Source organism: Pseudomonas sp. FW300-N2A2, assembly GCF_017351735.1.
Lineage (GTDB): Bacteria > Pseudomonadota > Gammaproteobacteria > Pseudomonadales > Pseudomonadaceae > Aquipseudomonas > Aquipseudomonas migulae.
The window spans coordinates 258,644-278,050 of sequence record NZ_JACNDU010000004.1 but is presented as its reverse complement, the minus strand read 5'-3'; the positions used below and the strand labels follow the sequence as shown (position 1 = coordinate 278,050).

The 19,407-nt window shown below is 59.9% G+C and carries 19 protein-coding genes; 9 read left to right on the top strand and 10 right to left on the bottom strand.

The features are described 5' to 3' along the window. Positions 1–100 precede the first annotated feature (100 nt). From J4E42_RS08945 to zur, 7 genes are all read right to left on the bottom strand, one after another. Positions 101–871 (bottom strand): MetQ/NlpA family ABC transporter substrate-binding protein, encoded by a 771-nt coding sequence (locus J4E42_RS08945; protein ID WP_008027681.1) that lies wholly within the window; start codon positions 869–871, stop codon positions 101–103. A 74-nt stretch (positions 872–945) separates the two neighbouring features. Further along, positions 946–1,620, bottom strand: coding sequence for a methionine ABC transporter permease (locus J4E42_RS08940; protein ID WP_008027679.1), 675 nt, complete (start codon positions 1,618–1,620; stop codon positions 946–948). After that, positions 1,620–2,627, bottom strand: coding sequence for a methionine ABC transporter ATP-binding protein (locus J4E42_RS08935; RefSeq protein ID WP_008027677.1), 1,008 nt, complete (start codon positions 2,625–2,627; stop codon positions 1,620–1,622). Before J4E42_RS08935 ends, J4E42_RS08940 begins: the two co-directional genes overlap by 1 nt. A 210-nt stretch (positions 2,628–2,837) precedes the next feature. After that, positions 2,838–3,554 (bottom strand): PA5502 family lipoprotein, encoded by a 717-nt coding sequence (locus J4E42_RS08930; protein WP_008027675.1) that lies wholly within the window; start codon positions 3,552–3,554, stop codon positions 2,838–2,840. A 37-nt stretch (positions 3,555–3,591) separates the two neighbouring features. Next, the gene (gene znuB, locus J4E42_RS08925; RefSeq protein ID WP_008027673.1) at positions 3,592–4,380 is read right to left on the bottom strand and encodes a zinc ABC transporter permease subunit ZnuB; all 789 of its coding nucleotides are present in this window, start codon (positions 4,378–4,380) and stop codon (positions 3,592–3,594) included. Beyond that, positions 4,373–5,158 carry a zinc ABC transporter ATP-binding protein ZnuC gene (znuC, locus tag J4E42_RS08920; protein WP_008027671.1) on the bottom strand — a complete coding sequence of 262 codons (786 nt, stop codon included), beginning with the start codon at positions 5,156–5,158 and terminating at the stop codon, positions 4,373–4,375. Before znuC ends, znuB begins: the two co-directional genes overlap by 8 nt. After that, positions 5,158–5,640 (bottom strand): zinc uptake transcriptional repressor Zur, encoded by a 483-nt coding sequence (zur, locus tag J4E42_RS08915; RefSeq protein WP_008027669.1) that lies wholly within the window; start codon positions 5,638–5,640, stop codon positions 5,158–5,160. Before zur ends, znuC begins: the two co-directional genes overlap by 1 nt. Before the next feature lie 66 nt (positions 5,641–5,706). Between zur and J4E42_RS08910 the strand changes: the two genes are divergently transcribed. Beyond that, positions 5,707–6,627, top strand: a complete 921-nt coding sequence (locus J4E42_RS08910) for a zinc ABC transporter substrate-binding protein ZnuA (protein ID WP_008044699.1) — start codon at positions 5,707–5,709, stop codon at positions 6,625–6,627. Positions 6,628–6,723: 96 nt separating this feature from the next. Here J4E42_RS08910 and J4E42_RS08905 read toward each other — a convergent pair whose 3' ends face one another. After that, entirely contained in the window at positions 6,724–7,674 is a 951-nt protein-coding gene (locus J4E42_RS08905) for a homoserine kinase (protein WP_192228118.1), read from the bottom strand. 58 nt (positions 7,675–7,732) lie between these two features. After that, complete coding sequence (locus J4E42_RS08900; protein ID WP_008027663.1) at positions 7,733–8,020, bottom strand: DUF2782 domain-containing protein; 288 nt, start codon at positions 8,018–8,020, stop codon at positions 7,733–7,735. A gap of 74 nt (positions 8,021–8,094) precedes the next feature. Between J4E42_RS08900 and polA the strand changes: the two genes are divergently transcribed. Further along, positions 8,095–10,866 (top strand): DNA polymerase I, encoded by a 2,772-nt coding sequence (gene polA / locus J4E42_RS08895; protein WP_192228119.1) that lies wholly within the window; start codon positions 8,095–8,097, stop codon positions 10,864–10,866. Positions 10,867–11,234: 368 nt separating this feature from the next. Here the strand turns inward: polA and yihA are convergent, their stop codons facing one another. After that, positions 11,235–11,879 (bottom strand): ribosome biogenesis GTP-binding protein YihA/YsxC, encoded by a 645-nt coding sequence (gene yihA / locus J4E42_RS08890; RefSeq protein WP_008044703.1) that lies wholly within the window; start codon positions 11,877–11,879, stop codon positions 11,235–11,237. A gap of 191 nt (positions 11,880–12,070) precedes the next feature. On the opposite strand from yihA, the gene J4E42_RS08885 reads away from it, so the two are divergent. The 7 genes from J4E42_RS08885 (at position 12,071) to J4E42_RS08855 (ending at position 19,406) form a co-directional block, all read left to right on the top strand. Continuing rightward, complete coding sequence (locus J4E42_RS08885) at positions 12,071–12,361, top strand: cytochrome c5 family protein (protein WP_008027657.1); 291 nt, start codon at positions 12,071–12,073, stop codon at positions 12,359–12,361. Between the two features lie 46 nt (positions 12,362–12,407). Beyond that, positions 12,408–13,037, top strand: a complete 630-nt coding sequence (locus tag J4E42_RS08880) for a cytochrome c (RefSeq protein WP_008044706.1) — start codon at positions 12,408–12,410, stop codon at positions 13,035–13,037. A 199-nt stretch (positions 13,038–13,236) separates the two neighbouring features. Then, positions 13,237–13,878: a thiol:disulfide interchange protein DsbA gene (gene dsbA, locus J4E42_RS08875; RefSeq protein ID WP_008044707.1), complete on the top strand. Its 642-nt coding sequence runs from the start codon at positions 13,237–13,239 to the stop codon at positions 13,876–13,878. Positions 13,879–13,892: 14 nt separating this feature from the next. Next, positions 13,893–14,771 (top strand): endonuclease/exonuclease/phosphatase family protein, encoded by an 879-nt coding sequence (locus J4E42_RS08870; protein WP_008027651.1) that lies wholly within the window; start codon positions 13,893–13,895, stop codon positions 14,769–14,771. Continuing rightward, positions 14,768–16,831 (top strand): GGDEF domain-containing protein, encoded by a 2,064-nt coding sequence (locus J4E42_RS08865; RefSeq protein WP_207285016.1) that lies wholly within the window; start codon positions 14,768–14,770, stop codon positions 16,829–16,831. The genes J4E42_RS08870 and J4E42_RS08865 overlap by 4 nt, the downstream gene beginning before the upstream one ends. Positions 16,832–16,933: 102 nt before the next feature. Further along, entirely contained in the window at positions 16,934–17,716 is a 783-nt protein-coding gene (locus J4E42_RS08860; RefSeq protein ID WP_008044709.1) for an N-acetylmuramoyl-L-alanine amidase, read from the top strand. Positions 17,717–17,792: 76 nt separating this feature from the next. Further along, on the top strand, positions 17,793–19,406 hold the full coding sequence (locus tag J4E42_RS08855; RefSeq protein WP_008044710.1) for an EAL domain-containing protein: 1,614 nt from the start codon (positions 17,793–17,795) through the stop codon (positions 19,404–19,406). Position 19,407 lies beyond the last annotated feature (1 nt).

Below are 19,407 nucleotides of genomic sequence, written 5' to 3'. Positions count from 1 at the left end.
ACGCCTTCGCCGGCAAGCCTGGCTCCTACAGGGGGCGTGTGTTTCGGGCAAAAAAAATGGGGCGCATTCATTGCGCCCCATTTTTCGTTACAGCGTCAGATCAGAACGCCGGCACCACAGCGCCTTTGTACTTCTCGAGAATGAAGGCTTTCACTTCCGGGCTATGCAGCGCGGCAACCAGTTTCTTCATGTCTTCGCTGTCCTTGTCGTCCGGGCGGGCAACGAGGATGTTCACGTACGGCGAGTCGCTGCCTTCAATGACCAGAGCATCCTTGGCCGGATCGAGCTTGGCTTCCAGCGCGTAGTTGGTGTTGATCAGCGCCAGGTCGACCTGGGTCAGCACGCGCGGGATGGTTGCGGCTTCCAGTTCGCGGAATTTCAGGTCCTTGGCGTTCTCGGTGATGTCCTTGACGGTCGACAGGATGTTATTCGAATCCTTCAACTTGATCAGACCAGCCTTGGCCAGCAGCAGCAAAGCGCGGCCGCCGTTGGTGGCGTCGTTCGGGATCACCACGGTGGCGCCGCCCGGCAGTTCGGTCAGTGCCTTGTACTTGCTGGAATAAGCACCCAGCGGTTCCAGGTGCACACCGGCTACGGAAACCAGATTAGTGCCCTTGGCCTTGTTGAACTCATCGAGGTACGGCTGGTGCTGGAAGAAGTTGGCGTCCAGACGCTTTTCCGCCACTTGCACGTTCGGCTGAATGTAATCGGTGAAGACTTTGACCTTCAGGTCCACGCCTTCTTTGGCCAGGGCCGGTTTCACGAATTCGAGGATTTCTGCGTGCGGGACCGGGGTGGCCGCAACGGTCAGGGTGTCGGCGTGGGCAGAAAAGGCTGCAACGGCAGCGAACGCGACGAGTAGTTTTTTCATTCAGCTAACTCCTTGTGAATATCCGCTTGCGGCGCCTGTTTGCGGCGCCCGCCAGCGAAGGGCCTGCTCATAAATTATTTGCGCGAGAAGTGTACGACCAACTTGTCGCCAACCGTTTGCAGCACTTGAACCAACACCAGCAGCAACACCACCGTGACGACCATCACGTCAGTCTGGAAACGCTGGTATCCGAAACGGATCGCCAGGTCACCCAGACCACCGGCGCCCACCACACCGGCCATCGCCGTGTAGGACACCAGTGTAATAGCTGTCACCGTAATCGCCGCGAAGATGCCCGGGCGGGCTTCCGGCAGCAATGCGTTGGTGATGATCTGACGTGTCGTCGCGCCCATGGCCTGGGTCGCTTCGATGATGCCGCGATCCACTTCACGCAAGGCGGTTTCCACCAGACGCGCGAAGAACGGTGTGGCACCGACCACCAGCGGCGGAATCGCACCGGCGACACCCAGCGAAGTGCCGGTGATCAACACGGTGAACGGGATCATCACAATCAGCAAAATGATGAAGGGCAATGAACGCAGGATGTTCACCACCAGCGACAACATCGCGTATACGCCTTTGGCTTCCAGCAACTGACGCGGGCTGCAGAGAAACAACAGCACGCCCAGCGGCAGGCCCAGCAAAACGGTGAACAGCAGCGAACCGCCGAGCATCAGCAGGGTGTCGCCGGTGGCCAGCCAGATTTCGAACCAATCGATGTTGGCGAAAAACGTTGTCAGAGCTTCCATTAACGAAGCACCTCCATATGAACGTCAGCCGCGGTGAAGCGGGCAAACGCCGCCTCCATGTCGCCGCCGGTGACCGCCAGGGTCAGTTGCCCATAGGGGATGTCTTTGATGCGATCGATACGGCCGGCCAGAATGCTGTAGTCCACGCCCGTTTCCCGAGCGACGGTTCCCAGCAACGGCGCGTAGGTCGCTTCGCCCTGGAAGGTCAGACGCACGATACGGCCCGGCACGTGAGCAAAGTCGTCGCGCTGTTCGCTTTCGTCGATCTGCTCGTCTTCTTGCACGAAGCGTTTAGTGGTCGGGTGTTTCGGGTGCAGGAACACTTCAGCGACCGAACCTTGCTCGACGATCACACCAGCGTCCATCACGGCCACCTGGTCGCACACGCGACGGATCACATCCATCTCGTGGGTGATCAGGACAATGGTCAGTTTCAGTTCGCGGTTGATCTCGGCCAGCAGTTGCAGGACCGACGCCGTGGTCTGCGGGTCCAGTGCACTGGTGGCTTCATCGCACAGCAGGATTTTCGGCTTGGTCGCCAGTGCGCGGGCAATGCCGACACGCTGCTTCTGGCCGCCCGACAACTGCGCCGGGTACTTTTTGGCGTGGTCGGACAAACCTACCCGCGCCAGCAACTCGGCGACACGCTGGTCGATCTCGCCACGCGACAGTTCACCGGCGAGGGTCAGCGGCAGTGCGACGTTGTCGGCCACGGTCTTGGAAGCCAGCAAGTTGAAGTGCTGGAAAATCATCCCGACCTGCTGACGGAAGCGCCGCAAGCCGCTGGCGTCGAGCGCGGTGACTTCTTCGCCGTCGACGATGATCTTGCCGCCACTGGAGTTCTCCAGGCGATTGATCAGACGCAGCAGGGTACTTTTTCCCGCACCGGAATGACCGATCAGGCCGAAAACCTGGCCGTTCTCAATCGACAGACTGGTCGGGTGCAGGGCGGGAATATCCTTACCGGCGACGCGGTAGGTTTTGTGGACGTTTTGAAACTCGATCACGTAGCGAACCTTGTGGGGCGCGTTGAATAAGGATCAGCGGTTAGCCGGGCGCGCATTTTAGCCTGTCCGTATAGAGGTTATTAGCATTTATTCCGCATTCAACCTTTCATTTGGCAATAACGAACGCGTGACGGACGCCTTCGCCGGCAAGCCGGTCTCGCTCCCACAGGGACAGCAACTCTGTGGGAGCGAGCCTGCTCGCGATGCTTTTTAAGGTTTACGCGGACTCAAGACCATCTGCGCCGGAACATTGCGCAGGATCTGCTTCTCCAGATTCAGGTCAAACCCCGAATCCAGCTTCTTTACCCGCTTGGTCAATAACGTCGCCAGCCACGGGTAGTCCTGCGTGCGCGGCGCCTGAATGCTCACGTCACATTGGTAATTCACCACATCGGCCGCGATCGCATCCAGTTGCCGGCGAAGTTTGCTCATATCGGTGAGGTTCAACGCGACGGTGGTGCTTTCAGCGGTCGGATCAATCACTTTTGCCTGAGGTTTAGCCTCGGCAGCCAACAGCGCCGCTTCAGCTTTGTCGAGCTCTGCCTTGCGTGCGTTGACGATGGCGTTGTTGACCCCACCGGTCAACGCCGGCGCCTTGGGCATCAACGCCCGCGCACGGCTCAGTGCGGTTGCCGCAGCATTCACATCGCCTTTTTGCAGCACGATCTGGCTGCGTTGCAGATAGGCCTCGGCGAGTTGCCGTTGGTATTGCACAAGGGACGGGTCGTTTGGCGACTCAGCCTGCAAGGCAGCCAATTGATCTTCGGCAGTGGCCAGTTCGCTGCTGGCGAGGCTTTGCTCGAGCTGTGCGATGGCCGTGGCCCGCGCATCAGTGGCCTCGGTGGCCGCCGGTGGCGTGCTTTGGCATGCACCCAGTAGCAGCGAAAATGCGACAAGGAGCAGATAACGGGAGGCGAACGGCTTCATTCCTGCGACTCTCTATTTGCGCAAAAAACGAGCAAGTCTACACCCCTCGACGGGGCAGGACAAAACTCAGCAGAAACAGTGCGGCGGCCGTCACAACAATCGATGGGCCCGCCGGGGTGTCCTTGAACCAGGACAACGCCAACCCGCCACACACGGCGAGCATGCCCAGCAGGCTCGCGCCCAGCGCCATCTGTTCCGGCGACTTGGCGTGACGTTGTGCCGCAGCCGCAGGGATGATCAACAGCGACGTAATCAGCAACACACCGACGATTTTCATCGCCACCGCGATCACCACGGCGATCAGCAACATCAGGGTCAGGCGCAGCGCCGGCACGGGCAGACCTTCCACCCTCGCCAGTTCTTCATGCACCGTGATCGCCAGCAATGGCCGCCACAATGTCACCAGCAAGGCCATGACAGCGGCGCTGCCACCGAGAATCCAGGCCAGATCGGTCGGGCTGATCGCCAGCAAGTCGCCGAACAGATAGGCCATCAGATCGATCCGCACTTCGTGCATGAAGCTTAGTACGACAAGGCCCAAAGAGAGCGTGCTCGGTGCGAGAATTCCCAAAAGCGTGTCGGACGCCAACGGCTGACGCTGTTGCAAGGTCACCAGCAACACGGCCAACAGCAAACAGCCGACGGTGACCGCCACCGTCGGACTGACATCCAGCAGGAAGCCCAACGCCACGCCGAGCAAGGCTGCGTGGGACAAGGTGTCGCCGAAATAGGCCATGCGCCGCCAGACCACAAACGAACCCAACGGGCCCGCCACCAGCGCCAAAGCCAGACCTGCAAGCAGGGCGTAAAGCAGAAAATCAGCCATGCTTGCAGCTATCTCCGTGAACGTGAGGTTGGGCCGACGGGGCCGCGCTGACGACCGAACCATGCAGATCATGGGCGTGGTCGTGATGGTGGTGATAAATCGCCAGGCTTTGTGCGTTCTTTCCGAACAGCTCGACGAAAGCGGGATCGCCGCTGACTTGCTCGGGATGGCCGGAACAGCAGACGTGACGATTGAGGCAGACCACTTGATCGGTGGTGCTCATGACCAGATGCAAATCGTGGGAAACCATCAACACGCCGCACCCGTGACGATCACGCAGACGGGTGATCAGGCTGTACAGCTCGGCCTGCCCCGCCACGTCGACGCCTTGCACCGGCTCATCAAGCACCAGCAGTTCCGGCTCGCGCAATAGCGCCCGAGCCAGCAGCACGCGCTGCATTTCACCGCCGGAAACACTTTGCACCGGGCTGTCGATCACCTGTTCGGCGCCGACCTCCTTGAGGGCCGCCAAGGCCCGAGCACGGTCCACGCCGGGCACCAGACGCAGAAAGCGCAGCACCGACAGCGGCAGCGTCGGATCGACGTGAAGTTTTTGCGGCATGTAGCCAACGCGCAGTTTCGGCTTGCGCCACACGCTGCCGCTGTCCGGCTTCAACAGGCCGAGCACCGCCCGCACAAGGGTGGTCTTGCCGGCGCCATTGGGGCCGATCAGGGTGACGATCTGCCCCGGCTCGACGCTCAGCTCAATGTTATCCAGCACGCTTTGCCCGGCAAACGTGACGGCAACCTGCTCGAGGCGGATCAACGCGTTGCTCATCAAGCCCCCTGGCAACCCGAGCAGAGGCCGACCACTTCGACCGTCTGACCTTCGACAACGAACCCGACATCCTTGGCGCTGGTGATAATCGCGTCGCTGATGGATTTTTGCTCAAGCTCGATGGCGGCATGGCATTCGCGGCAGATCAGGAACTGGCCCTGGTGCGCGTGTTCCGGGTGATTGCAGCCGACGAAGGCGTTCAGCGAGGAGATGCGGTGCACCAGGCCGTTTTCCAGCAGGAAATCCAGCGCGCGGTACACGGTCGGCGGCGCAGCGCGGCGGCCGTCCTGCTCGCTGAGTACCGCAAGAATGTCGTAGGCACCCAGCGGTTTATGGCTTTGCCACACCAGTTCCAGCACCCGCCGACGCAAGGCAGTCAGGCGCAGGCCTTGCCGAGCGCACAGGGCATCGGCCTCAGACAGTGCGCTATGCACGCAATGAGAGTGGTCGTGGGGACGGCTGGCAATCGGTGTTTTAGGCATGAGCGGCGACGAGTTTTGTGAGAGACGTTATTATGTTACCCGTTCTCGCCTCTTTGAGTGGTCATCGTGTCCCGACTTTTTTCTATCTTTGTCGCATTTGTCGCCAGTTTTCTGTTGATCAGTTCTGCCCAGGCCGAAGTCAAAGTCCTCACCAGCATCAAGCCGCTGCAGCTGATTGCCGCTGCGGTGCAAGACGGTGTGGCGATTCCGGAAGTGCTGCTGCCGCCGGGAGCCTCGCCGCATAACTATGCGTTGCGCCCGTCCGACGTACGGAAGGTGCAATCGGTGGACCTGGTTTACTGGATCGGACCGGACATGGAAGGTTTCCTGCCTCGCGTGCTGAACGGTCGTACGCTGCCGAGCGTTGCCGTGCAGGATCTGCCGGGGCTGAAATTGCGTCGTTTCGCCGAAGACAGTCACTCCCACGCAGAAGAAGCCGACGAACATGATCACGATCACCGCCCGGGCAGCCTGGATGCGCATCTGTGGTTATCGCCGATCAACGCTCGCGTGATCGCGACGAAAATGGCCGCTGATTTGAGCGCTGCCGATCCGGCCAACGCAGCGCGCTATCAGAGCAATCTGAAGGCGTTCGATGAACGTCTCGACGCGCTGGACCTGCGCTTGAAGGCACGACTGGCGGGCATCGCGGGCAAACCGTACTTTGTGTTCCATGAAGCGTTCGACTACTTCGAAGAGGCTTACGGTCTGAAGCACGCTGGGGTATTCAGCGTCGCCGCCGAAGTCCAGCCGGGCGCCCAGCACGTGTCGGCAATGCGCACGCGGTTGCAGGAAGTGGGCAAGACCTGTGTGTTCAGCGAGCCGCCGCTGCGGCCGCGACTGGCGGAAACACTGGTGGCGGGTTTGCCGGTAAAACTGGCGGAGCTGGATGCGCTGGGCGGGTACACGCCGGCGACTGCTCAGGGGTATGAGCAGGTGCTGGAGAAGTTGGGGAATGATTTGGCGGGGTGTCTGGAGTCGTTGTAATTCCAGAATTGCGGCGCCCCATTCGCGGGCAAGCCTCGCTCCTACAATTTTGTGTACGACGCCAACTTGTAGGAGCGAGGCTTGCCCGCGAAGCTTTTAGAGGGCGAAAGGTAGCGGGGTGTTGACCTTCTGCCGCTGCGCCAACCGCAACTGAAACTCCATCGGATCGTGAATCAACACGTCCTGCCCGGCGAAAGACTCCGCGGCAATCAATCGCGACAGCCAGAATCGCACACACGCCACGCGCAGCATGGTCGGCCACAACTCCGCCTCGGCAGCAGTGAACGGTCGCAATGCCGCATACGCCCCCAGCAACGCCCGCGCCCGCGGTCCGTCAATCAGACCGTCGTCATCCGAACACCAGTCATTCAAGGCAATCGCCACGTCGTAGAGCATCGGCCCCGAGCACGCGTTGTAGAAGTCGATCAACCCGGTCAGGTGCGTGCCTTCGAACATCGCGTTATCGCGGAACAGGTCTGCGTGGATGTTGGCCCGTGGCAACGCCAGAATTTTCTCTTTTTGCTGTGTGATTTCATCCAGCGCCCGTTGCAGCAGATCACTCTGCTCGGCATTCAGGTGCGACAGCAGTTGCGTGCCCTCTTCCAGCATCCAGTCCAGGCCGCGATCGGTTTTGCGCTTGATCATGTTGGCCTGGGTCGCCAGGTGCAGATGGCCGAGCAACTCGCCCACCTGAGCGCAATGTTGCGCGTTGGCTTCCTTGATGTGCTTGCCCGCCAGACGCGGTTGCAGCAGCGCAGGCTTGCCGGCCAGTTCGCGCAGGGCGACGCCATCGGTAGTGCGCAAGGCGTAAGGCACCGGCAGGTCGGCTTCATGCAGCACGTCCAGCAGCTCGATGAAGAACGGCATCTCCTGAACCGGACCGCGCTCGACCAGGGTCAGGACAAATTCGCCCTGCTCCAGGCTGATAAAGAAGTTGGTGTTTTCGCTACCGGCAGCAATCCCCTGAAAATCAAGCAGGCGGCCGAGCCCGTAAGGGGCGAGAAAGGTTTCCAGCTCAGGCCGAGCCAGCGGGGTGAACACAGACATGTTTTAACTGCCAGTACGGGCGCCGCAAATGGCGGCACCGATTAAAATTAAGGACGACTTACCACTTAAATATTTCCCACGCCGGGATCAGCATATCCGGGTAGTCCGAGCGAATGAAGTTACCTTCCGAGCCATCCGCGCGCACCAGGAAATAAGGTTTGCCACCTTTCGGCGTGACCTTGATGGCATACAGAAAACCATTTTGCCGATATTCCTGAATGGTTTTATCCCCTTCCGTGCGGATCGTGACATCCGGGTCTGGCGAAGGTGCGTCATCCGCCGCCATCACGGCCAATGGTGCAATTGCAAACAAGCCAGCCAGCAACAGGCGATTTAGTGTGCGCATGATAACCTTGTCCCTTTGTCGTCAACGGTCCCGCTATTCTAGCGCCGGACCCGCCGAAAAGGTTGATCCTGCTCATGAGCCAAGCCCCCCTCGTCCTGGTGGACGGTTCTTCTTACCTGTACCGCGCCTTTCACGCCCTGCCGCCGCTGACCACTTCCAAAGGTCTGCCGACCGGAGCGGTCAAAGGCGTGCTGAACATGCTCAAGAGTCTGCGCAAGCAGTACCCGGACAGTCCGTTCGCCGTGGTGTTCGACGCCAAGGGTGGGACGTTTCGCGATGACATGTACGCCGAATACAAGGCCAATCGCCCGAGCATGCCCGACGACATGCGCGTACAGATCGAGCCGCTGCACCAAAGCGTGATCGCGCTGGGCTTTCCGCTGCTGTGCGTCGAAGGCGTCGAGGCCGATGACGTGATCGGCACCCTGGCCCGCAGCAGCGCAGCGGCCGACCGCCCGGTGATCATCTCCACCGGCGACAAGGACATGGCGCAACTGGTCGACGGCCACATTACCTTGGTCAACACCATGACCGGTAGCAGCATGGACGTGGAGGGCGTGAAGGAGAAATTCGGCGTCGCTCCCGAGCAGATCATCGATTATCTGGCACTGATGGGCGATTCTTCCGACAACATTCCGGGCGTTCCGGGCATTGGTCCGAAGACGGCTTCCGGCCTGCTCGTAGGCGTAAACGGCGGCCTGACCGAGCTGTATGCACAGCTCGACATCGTCCCGACCCTGCCGATTCGCGGTGCGAAAACCCTGCCGGCCAAGCTCGAAGAGCACAAGGAGATGGCCTTCCTCTCCTATCAGCTGGCGACGATCAAGATCGACGTGCCGCTGGACATCGGCCTTGATGACCTGCAAATGGGCAAGCCGGATCACGACAAGCTCGCCGAGCTCTACACCCTGCTCGAGTTCAAAAGCTGGTTTGAAGAAAACCAGCGCGACGCCAAGCGCTCCGGTCAGGAAGTCACCGCGCCGGTGGCTGAGGAAGCCGCCGTCGAGAGCGAACTCAAATACACCACGATCCTCACCCAGGCCGATTTCGACCTGTGGCTGAAGAAGCTCAACGACGCCAAGCTGATCGCCTTCGATACCGAAACCACCGGCATCGATGCGCAGCAGGCGCAACTGGTCGGCCTGTCGTTCGCCGTACAGGCCAACGAAGCGGCCTACATTCCACTGACCCATTCCTACATGGGCGTACCGGATCAACTGGATCGCGACACCGTGCTGCGCGCACTGAAACCGATCCTGGAAGACCCGAACAAACTCAAGGTCGGCCAGCACGCCAAGTTCGACATGAACATCCTGGCCAACTGCGCCATCGGTGGCGATCAGAGCTGCGGCATCACCGTGCAAGGCATCGCCTTCGACACCATGCTCGAATCCTACGTACTGGACTCGACCGCGACCCGCCACGACATGGACAGCCTGGCGCTCAAGTACCTGAATCACACCACCACCAGCTTCCAGGACATCGCCGGCAAAGGCGCCAAGCAGCTGACCTTTGACCAGATCTCCCTGGAACTGGCCGGACCGTACGCCGCCGAAGACGCCGACGTGACGCTGCGCCTGCATCAAACCCTGCAGGAAAAGCTCAACGCGATTCCGAGCCTGAGCAAAGTCCTGAGCGACATCGAAATGCCGCTGGTGCCGGTGCTCGCACGGATCGAGCGTCAGGGCGCGCTGGTCGACGCCAACCTGCTGGGTATCCAGAGCGTGGAACTGGGCGAGAAGATGGTCGCGCTGGAGCGTGAGGCGTTTGCCATCGCCGGTGAGGAATTCAACCTCGGCTCGCCGAAGCAATTGGGCGTGATCCTGTACGAAAAACTCGGCTTGCCGATCCTCAGCAAAACCGCCAAGGGTCAGGCGTCCACTGCCGAAGCGGTGCTGGCGGAACTGGCCGAGCAGGATTACCCGCTGCCCAAAGTGCTGATGCAGTACCGCTCGATGAGCAAACTGAAAAGCACCTACACCGACCGCCTGCCGGAGCAAATCAACCCGCGCACCGGGCGGATTCACACGTCTTATCATCAGGCTGTCGCAGCGACCGGGCGTTTGTCGTCCAGCGATCCGAACCTGCAGAACATTCCGATCCGCACCGCCGAAGGTCGGCGGATCCGTCAGGCGTTCGTGGCGCCTAAAGGCTACAAGCTGCTGGCCGCCGACTACTCGCAAATCGAACTGCGCATCATGGCTCACCTGGCCAAGGACGAAGGTTTGCTGCACGCCTTCCGCAATGACCTGGACGTGCACAAAGCCACGGCCGCCGAAGTGTTCGGCGTCGAGTTGGCAGAGGTCACCACTGATCAGCGTCGTAGCGCCAAAGCCATCAACTTCGGTTTGATCTACGGCATGAGCGCGTTTGGCCTGGCCAAGCAGATCGGCGTGGACCGCAAACAGTCCCAGGCGTACATCGACCGCTATTTCGCCCGCTACCCAGGCGTCCTGGAATACATGGAGCGCACCCGCGCCCAGGCGGCCGAGCAAGGTTTTGTCGAGACCATCTTCGGTCGTCGTCTGTACCTGCCGGAAATCAACGCGAAAAACCCGGCCCTGCGCAAAGGCGCCGAACGCACGGCGATCAACGCACCGATGCAAGGCACTGCGGCAGACATCATCAAAAAAGCCATGGTGGCTGTGGATAACTGGCTGACGTCGTCAGGCCTCGACGCCAAAGTCATCCTGCAGGTGCACGATGAATTGGTGCTTGAGGTGCGTGAAGACCTGGTCGATCAGGTTCGTGAGGAAATTCGCGTGCACATGAGCGACGCTGCGAAGCTGGATGTACCGCTTCTGGTCGAGGTGGGTGTGGGAAATAACTGGGATGAGGCTCACTGATCCACTGTAGGAGCGAGCCTGCTAGCGATGAGCTGACAAGCAACGCGTTCATTCAGGATGAACGCGTTATCGTTAACGACCATCGCGAGCAGGCTCGCTCCTACAGGGTATTTCGCTGCGGCATAGTGTCGCGATGAAGGGGCTTATTTCTGATAGCGAGCCAGCTTATTTCAAATGGTTTTGGAAACACCGGAACTAAACCTGTGAAGCGCCACTCAGAGTTACTGAATGGCTGGTGAAGCCCTTCGATGCTCCTATGTTGTGTTAAGTGTTGGCAGATAATCTGGACCCCGCCCTAGCGGTCCGGAACTTGAACCCCGGAACTTCCCCCTCCCCATAAGAAGTCCGGGGTTTTTTTTGCCTGCGATTTATTGCTCGACGGGTTCAGCGCCCTTGTCCGCCAGCTCCATCCAGCCTGCCAGTACTGTGTAGGCCTCTTCCAGACCGAGGCGTTTTGGCGCCGAGAACAGCTGAATGGTGATCGCATCGCCCCAGCCTTTGCGGATATCCGACTGCACCTTGAGCAGGACGTTCTTCGCTGCGCCGTAGGTCAATTTGTCCGCTTTGGTCAGCAAAATGTGCATCGGCATGCCGCTGGCCACGGCCCAATCGAGCATCAACAGGTCGAAGTCGGTCATTGGATGACGGATGTCCATCATCAGAATCAGACCTTTCAAACTCTCGCGACCACCCAGATAAGCTTCCAGGTGACGCTGCCAGTGCAGCTTCAACGGGATAGGTACTTTCGCGTAACCGTACCCCGGCAGGTCGACCAGACGCCGATCATCGTCTAGCTTGAAGAAGTTCAAGAGTTGCGTGCGACCCGGGGTTTTCGAGGTCCGCGCCAGGCTGGCATGCGTCAGGGTGTTCAAAGCGCTGGATTTACCGGCGTTGGAACGCCCGGCGAAGGCCACTTCGAAGCCTTCGTCGTCGGGACATTGGTCGACTTTGGCAGCGCTGAGCATGAAGGTGGACTGTTGGCACAGGCCGAGGATGGGGTTCTTGAGTTGCATGGGATTTCCGATGTGGGCGGCGCCGGGAATGGACGCGGCAAGCGGTGTCGTTTCCGTTTCAGTGACGCCAGTATATAATGCCGCAGATTTTGTGTGCGCTTTGTCCCAGCGTAGGATGAAGTTCACGAGAGCGATTGACCTTGATTGCGCATTAGAACGCAGAACGCTCTCAACCCTGAAAAGGTCGTTTTATGACGAAATGGCTGCTAGCTGCCGGTGTCTTGATACCGCTTTACAGCGCTCAGGCTACACAGGATCCGGAAGCTGTGTACAACCGTGTTTGTGGTGCCTGTCATTCCGGCCAACTACCCATGGCGCCCAAAAAGGGCGATCAGGAAGCTTGGACGCCGAGGTTGGCGAAAGGTATGGAGACGCTGGTGCAACACGTGACCCAGGGTTTCAAGGCGATGCCGCCGCGTGGTTTGTGCATGGACTGCAGTGCCGAGGATTACCAAGTCATCATCCAGTGGATGAGCGAGTGATCCCGGTCCATAACTCTTTAACCCTTAGCCGTAGTTGGATTAGCTGATGAACAAATTGATCGTGAGTCTGCTGTTGACCGTGGGCATCTCCGGCATGGCCCATGCTGCAGGTGAGGCAGTACAACCGGGTGATGCAAAAGCCGGTCAGGCCAAAGCCGCCGTATGTGGCGCCTGCCACGGCCCGGATGGCAACAGCATGGCGCCAAACTTTCCAAAACTGGCGGGGCAAGGTGAACGCTACCTGACCAAGCAATTGCACGACATCAAGTCGGGCAAGCGCACCGTTCTGGAAATGACCGGCCTGCTGACCAACCTGAGCGATCAGGACCTGGCTGATATTTCCGCCTACTTCGCCAGTCAGAAAGGCAGCGTTGGTGCCGCCGACCCGAAAGTCGTGGCTCGCGGTGAAGCACTGTTCCGTGGTGGCGACCTGGCCAAGGGCCTTCCATCCTGCACCGGTTGCCACTCGCCAAATGGCGCGGGCAATGCCGCCGCCGGTTTCCCGCACCTGGGTGGCCAGCACGCTCAATACGTCGCCAAGCAACTGACCGATTTCCGCAAGGAAGAAGGCGGTCGCAACAACGACGGCGACACCAAAACCATGCAGACCATTGCCAAAAAGCTGAGCGACGAAGACATCGCAGCGGTGTCCAGCTACATTCAAGGCCTGCACTAAGACGGCGAAGCGGGCGCCGCGCGGGATGTACATCTCCTGCAACGTTAACGCTCTATTAATCCGTCGCAGCAAGTATAAAAAGGGTGGCTCAGGCCACCCTTTTTTGTGCCTGCTGCCGTTACACTACAGAACTCAAGCCCGCCATGACCTGTCTGAAAACAGGTCGCGCGAGGCGACCCAAATTGTCCAGGAGTAAAGCATGCGTAATCTGATCATCAGCGCCGCACTCGTCGCTGCCAGCCTGTTCGGCATGACTGCCCAAGCCGCCGAAGCCCCCGCCGCCCCTTATGTCGAACTGAGCAACCCGGTTCCGGTTGCAGTGCCTGGCAAGATCGAAGTGGTGGAGCTGTTCTGGTACGGCTGCCCGCATTGCTACGCGTTCGAGCCAGTGATCAATCCCTGGGTCGAGAAGCTGCCGTCCGACGTGAATTTCGTGCGTATTCCTGCAATGTTCGGCGGCCCGTGGGACGCACACGGCCAGATGTTCCTGACCCTGGAAGCCATGGGCGTCGAGAGCAAGGTTCACGCTGCGGTCTTCAACGCGATTCAGAAAGAACACAAAAAGCTGACCGATAAAAACGAAATGGCCGACTTCCTGGCGACTCAAGGCGTAGACAAGGACAAGTTCCTGGCGACCTTCGATTCCTTCGCCATTAAAGGCCAAATCAACAAAGCCAAAGAACTGGCCAAGAAATATGAAATCTCCGGCGTTCCAACCATGATCGTCAACGGCAAGTACCGCTTTGACGTGGGCTCTGCCGGCGGCGCCGAGCAAGCGCTGCAACTGGCCGACAAGCTGGTTGACCAAGAACGAGCGACTATCAAGGCTGTTGCCCACTAAGCGCGAGGCCTGCCATGCGCCGCTGGGGTACTGAACGCGTCGTTGGCCTGCATGATCCGCAGGTCAACGAGCATCACCTGGAATCGACGGGCCTGCCCGCAGACAGCCGTCTGCGCTTGCTCAGTTTCAATATCCAGGTCGGTATCAGTACCGAGCGGTATCGGCACTACCTGACCCGGGGCTGGCAACACCTATTGCCGCACACCGGGCGTGCCGACAATCTACAAAAAATCGGCAATCTGCTGGGCGACTTCGATCTGGTTGCACTGCAGGAAGCCGATGGCGGCAGCCTGCGATCCGGCTACGTCAATCAAGTGGAACACCTGGCGCAACTCGGCGCCTTCCCTTACTGGTATCAACAACTCAATCGCAACCTTGGTCGTCTCGGCCAGCACAGCAATGGCGTGCTCAGCCGCCTGCGCCCGTGGGCGATTGAAGATCACCCGCTGCCGGGGCCCAAGGGTCGCGGGGCGATCCTGGTGCGCTTCGGCGAAGGTCCGGAATCGCTGGTGGTGGTCATGATGCATCTGGCGCTGGGCGCACGCACCCGCAGCATGCAACTGGCTTACATCCGCGAGTTGATTGGCGGCTATAAACACCAGGTGCTGATGGGTGACATGAACACTCATGCCAGTGATCTGCTGCAAAACTCCCCGTTGCGCGACCTCGGCCTGCTGGCACCGCAACTGGAAGCGACCTTCCCCAGCTGGCGCCCGCAGCGCTGCCTGGACCACATTCTGCTGAGCCCGACCCTGACGCTGGAAAAGGTCGAAGTGCTGGCTCAACCCATTTCCGATCACCTGCCGGTCGCGGTAGAAATTCGTCTGCCGGGTTCGCTCACGGCCGATGCATTCCCCGCGTTGAGTCCTGCCCCTCGCGGAACCCCTGAATGAGCGACGAAGCACAGCGCTGGAAAGAGAAATACCTCAAAAGCATCGAACAACAGGAAAAACTCGAGCGTCGCTGGGACGCCCGGCTCGACTTGCTGCGGCGCGGGTTGGTGCGCAGTACGCTGGCGGCCGAGGGCACCGACCGCGCTGTTGACCAGTGCATGAAAGAAATGCGCGAGGTCATCCGCACCAATGACATGGATGCGGGCCTGGCGGCGCTGCTTCCGCGACTGGAAAAAGCCGTACTCGACTCCGAACAGCGTCGCGAAACCCGAGTCAATCAGACCAGTGCCGCGCTGACCTCGCTGGTTGCGCAACTGCAAACGTTGCCGTTGCCCCGGGAAGTGAGCCGGCCACTCAAGAACTTTGCCAAAACCCTGGACGGGCGCGTCAGCCAGGCACGCGAGATCCCGTTGCTGCTCAGCGAACTGAGCGGCCTGCAAGGCAAAGCCTTGAATCAGCTGGAGACCCCGACAGAACCCGGTCGTCCGGGTTTGCTGCAACGACTGTTCGGCAGTCGTGAAGCGGATGAAGCCACTCCGGAAGCTGCGGCTCTGCAGGCCCAGGCGTCCGCTCCAGCGCCTGTAGAAGCCATTGCTGCTTTGCCTGCCGAGTCGCCGCAAGTCACCGTCGAATCCGCGCCAGTCGCCGCTGAGCCACCGGTGACAGTGTCTGACACGCCCGTGGCCGCACCCGAGCCGCCGGTGATCGAGACGCCGACAGACGCCCCGCCGCCTGCCGTCGTGGCATTTGTCCCGCCAGTTGTTGAGCCTCAGCCAGTGCCCGACGTGGAAACACCGGCCCAGCCGCAGGCTCAACAACCGGAACAACCCGCACCCGCCGCGATGACACCGGTTGTCGAGGCTCAACCGCTTGGCAATCCCGACGAACTCACCCCGGTGGTGCCTCTCGACAGCCTGCCCCTGCCCTCGGCCGTGGCCCAGGCGCTGGCCGCCATCGATCCGGAACAACCTGAACACGATATTCTCTACGCCCTTCCGGACTCGCCCGAGCCGTCCTACAGCTCAGTGGCCAAGCACATCGAAGACACGCTACTGGGCCTGCTCGACGACCTGTCGCTCCCCGAACGTCATCGCCCACAAGCCGAAGCGATGCGTGATCGCCTGCAAAACGGTTTGAATTGGTACGAACTGCTGCCGATCCTCGACGATCTGGCAACTTTGATGCTGGCGATCAACAACAGCGGACAGCACGAGTTCGAAGTTTATTTGCAGCAACTCAACGAACGCCTCGAGTCGTTCCAGAGCAACTTGCAAGCCGCCAGCGATGGCCATGCCGACAACCAATCTGCGGCACGGCAAATGGACACGCAGATCCGCGAACAAGTCGACGGCTTGCAGAGCAGCATGCAGGAAGCCGCCGACCTGGACGATCTCAAGCATGTGCTGGAGAACCACCTCGAAGGCCTGTTGGGCACCATGGACCAACACCAGAAGCAGCGCGACGAACGCGAACAGGAAGTGGCCGCCCGCCTGAAAGGCCTGGCCGAACGGGTGGCGCACATGGAGCAGGAAGCCCAGGGTTATCGCGAACATCTTGAAGAGCAGCGCCAGAAAGCCTTGATCGACCCGCTGACCGGGCTGCCGAACCGGGCGGCCTGGAGCGAGCGGCTCGACCACGAAATCCATCAGTGGCAGCAGCACGGCAACACCCTTCTGCTGGCCATGCTCGACCTCGACCATTTCAAACGCATCAACGATAACTATGGTCATCTGGCGGGCGACAAAGTGCTGAAAATCATCGCCACGGTGCTGCGCAAGCGCCTGCGCGGGACAGATTTCATTGCACGCTTTGGCGGAGAAGAATTTGTCCTGTTAATGCCCGGTACGGTGCCGGCCGTCGGCGCAAAACTGTTGGAAAGCTTGCGAGCGGCGGTAGAAGCCTGCCCGTTCCATTTCAAAAGCGAGCCGGTGACCATCACCATTTCCATGGGACTGACAGCGTTCAAACCCGGCGAACACAGCGATTTGGTGCTTAAAAGAGCCGATCAGGCGCTGTATCGCGCAAAACATGCCGGACGTAACCGAGTGGAACTGGGCTGACAGCCAATTGTTCCATTTTGTTTAAAAGCTCGCGCCGACCATTCTCGCGCAAGGCAGTACGTTACACTGTTGCATTACTGTCTTGCGCGTACTGTCTCTACCATGAAATTTCTCACCCTCTTCGTGTCGCTGATCCTGTTGGCCGGCTGTGCCAGCGGACCTCGGTTCGACACCAGCCATCCTTCGGCCAATCACGACAGCCGCGTTCAATTCGTGGTGGTGCATTACACCTCGGCATCGCTCGAACGCTCGTTGCAACTGCTGACCCACGGCGAAGTCAGCAGCCATTACCTGATCGGCGACGACAAAAACGCCACTATCTATAAGTTGATGGACGAAAACCAACGGGCATGGCACGCCGGAGAGAGTGAGTGGCAGGGTCGGACCTGGTTGAATTCCAGCTCCATCGGCATTGAAATCGTCAACCCAGGATTCAAGGAACTCCCGACCGGAGGGCGTTACTGGTATCCCTACAGCGAAGCTCAGGTCCAATCCTTGATCGTCTTGCTAAAAGACATCAGCAAACGTCACGCCATCAACCCTCACAGCATTATCGGCCATAGCGACATCGCGCCGTTTCGCAAGCTGGACCCGGGGCCGCTTTTTCCCTGGAAGCGCCTGGCCGCCGAAGGCCTTGGTGTTTGGCCAGACGAGCAGGCCGTGGCGCGGCAACAAGTGCAGTTTGACTCGAAACTGCCGAGCGTCAGCTGGTTTCAGGCGCAGTTGGCCCGCCTCGGTTACGCCACGCCGCAAACCGGCGAGCTGGACGTTGCGACGCGTCACGTGATCGGCGCCTTTCAAATGCATTTCCGGCCGTCGCGCTTCGACGGCATGCCGGATGCGCAGACAGCTGCGCTTCTCCAGGTGTTGAATCAGACAAAATAATGACGCCCGCCCGACGGTGCGGGCTTTTTCCCAATCAGCAGCTATAACTCATTGGTAATTCTTCGGATATTCCCATATGCCTGCTGCTCGAGAGACGCTTCGTAGCTGGTTCTATCGCCCATGGTTTTTGGCGATGCTGGCGGCCGCCCTGAGCAGCGTGTTGCTATTGGCGCTCAGCCTGTTCGTGGCCATTCATCAGATTGAGCAAAACGAAAGTCTGGAAATGAACGCGCAAGGCGAACGATTTCTTTCGCGCCTGGAGCAGTTGTTCGGGCAACTGCGCGAAGGCCTCGATGATCTGGAGGCCCAACCGCTGCGAACCTGCGACAAAGACATGATCGCCACTTTGCAGCAGGTCACCTTCAATTACCGCTTCGTTTACGAGGCCGCGTATATGGATGCCTCGAAGATCTGCTCCAACCGACCGAGCCAGGAAGGACTGTCGCTGACACGAGCACCGGACATTCAAGACCCCACTTACAGTTATTGGCTGAACACCACCACCGAACCTGATGAAAACCGCGCCGCGCTCATGCTCGGACGGGGCAACTTCCGAGTCGCGACCTCTCGCGGACATTTGACCGACATGGTCGACCTGTCGCCGGGCAGCAGTCTTTTGGTGATACTCGACAACGGCACCCGCGCGATTCCGGTGCTGGGCTCCCCGCAAGCCTGGCCACCGACCGTGCCTTGGCCACCGAAGAGCAGCGAAGCCTTGCAAGTCACCCCGACTCGCTTGATTTACCTCATGCCGACCAAAAGCCCCGAATACCAATTGGTGCTGATCACCCCGCGCACCGCCGTGAATGTGCCCACCGCCTGGTGGTGGCTGGTGCCGGCCAGCCTGGCATTGGGAATACTGGTGGGCTTCATGGTGTTTCTGCTGGTGCGTCAGCGGCAGTCGCTGGACGCCGAATTGACCGGTGCGATACGACGTGGCGAGTTGCAGGTGTTGTATCAACCAATCTTCGACCTCGACAGCCGCAACTGCGTCGGAGCCGAAGCCTTGCTGCGCTGGCGCAGGCCGGATGGCACCCTGACCAGCCCCGACCTGTTCATTCCGATGGCGGAGAACACCGGGCAGATCCGGCAGATGACCGACTTCGTCCTGCAACGCCTGCTGGAGCAGTTGGGGCAGTTGTTGCGGGCCAATCCGCAACTGTACATCTCGGTCAACCTCGCAGCGTGCGATGTCATGGTGCCGCGAATCGGTCAGGTGATGGCGCGCCTGCTGACCTTGCACCGGGTCGCGGCCAAGCAGATTGCCTTTGAGGTGACCGAGCGGGGATTGATTGACGTGGTGGTGGCCCGGGAAAACCTGCAGGCCTTGCGCGATGTCGGGCATCAGGTATTGATCGATGACTTTGGCACCGGCTATTGCAGCCTCGCCTACCTGCAAACCCTGCCGGTGGACTGCCTGAAAATCGACAAGGCGTTCATCGATGCGCTGGGGCATGACGCCGCCAGCAGTGGCGTGGCGCCGCATATCATTCACATGGCCCAGTCGCTGCACCTGAAGGTGATTGCCGAAGGCATCGAGCATGAAGCCCAGGCCGCATTCTTGAGCAGTGAAGGGGTGAAGTTCGGTCAGGGCTGGTTGTTCGCCCATGCATTGAGCGCCGTACAGTTCATCGAGCTGATTACCCGGGGTCGGCGACTGGCCGGCCGACGCCTGGATGACGAAGCGTAAA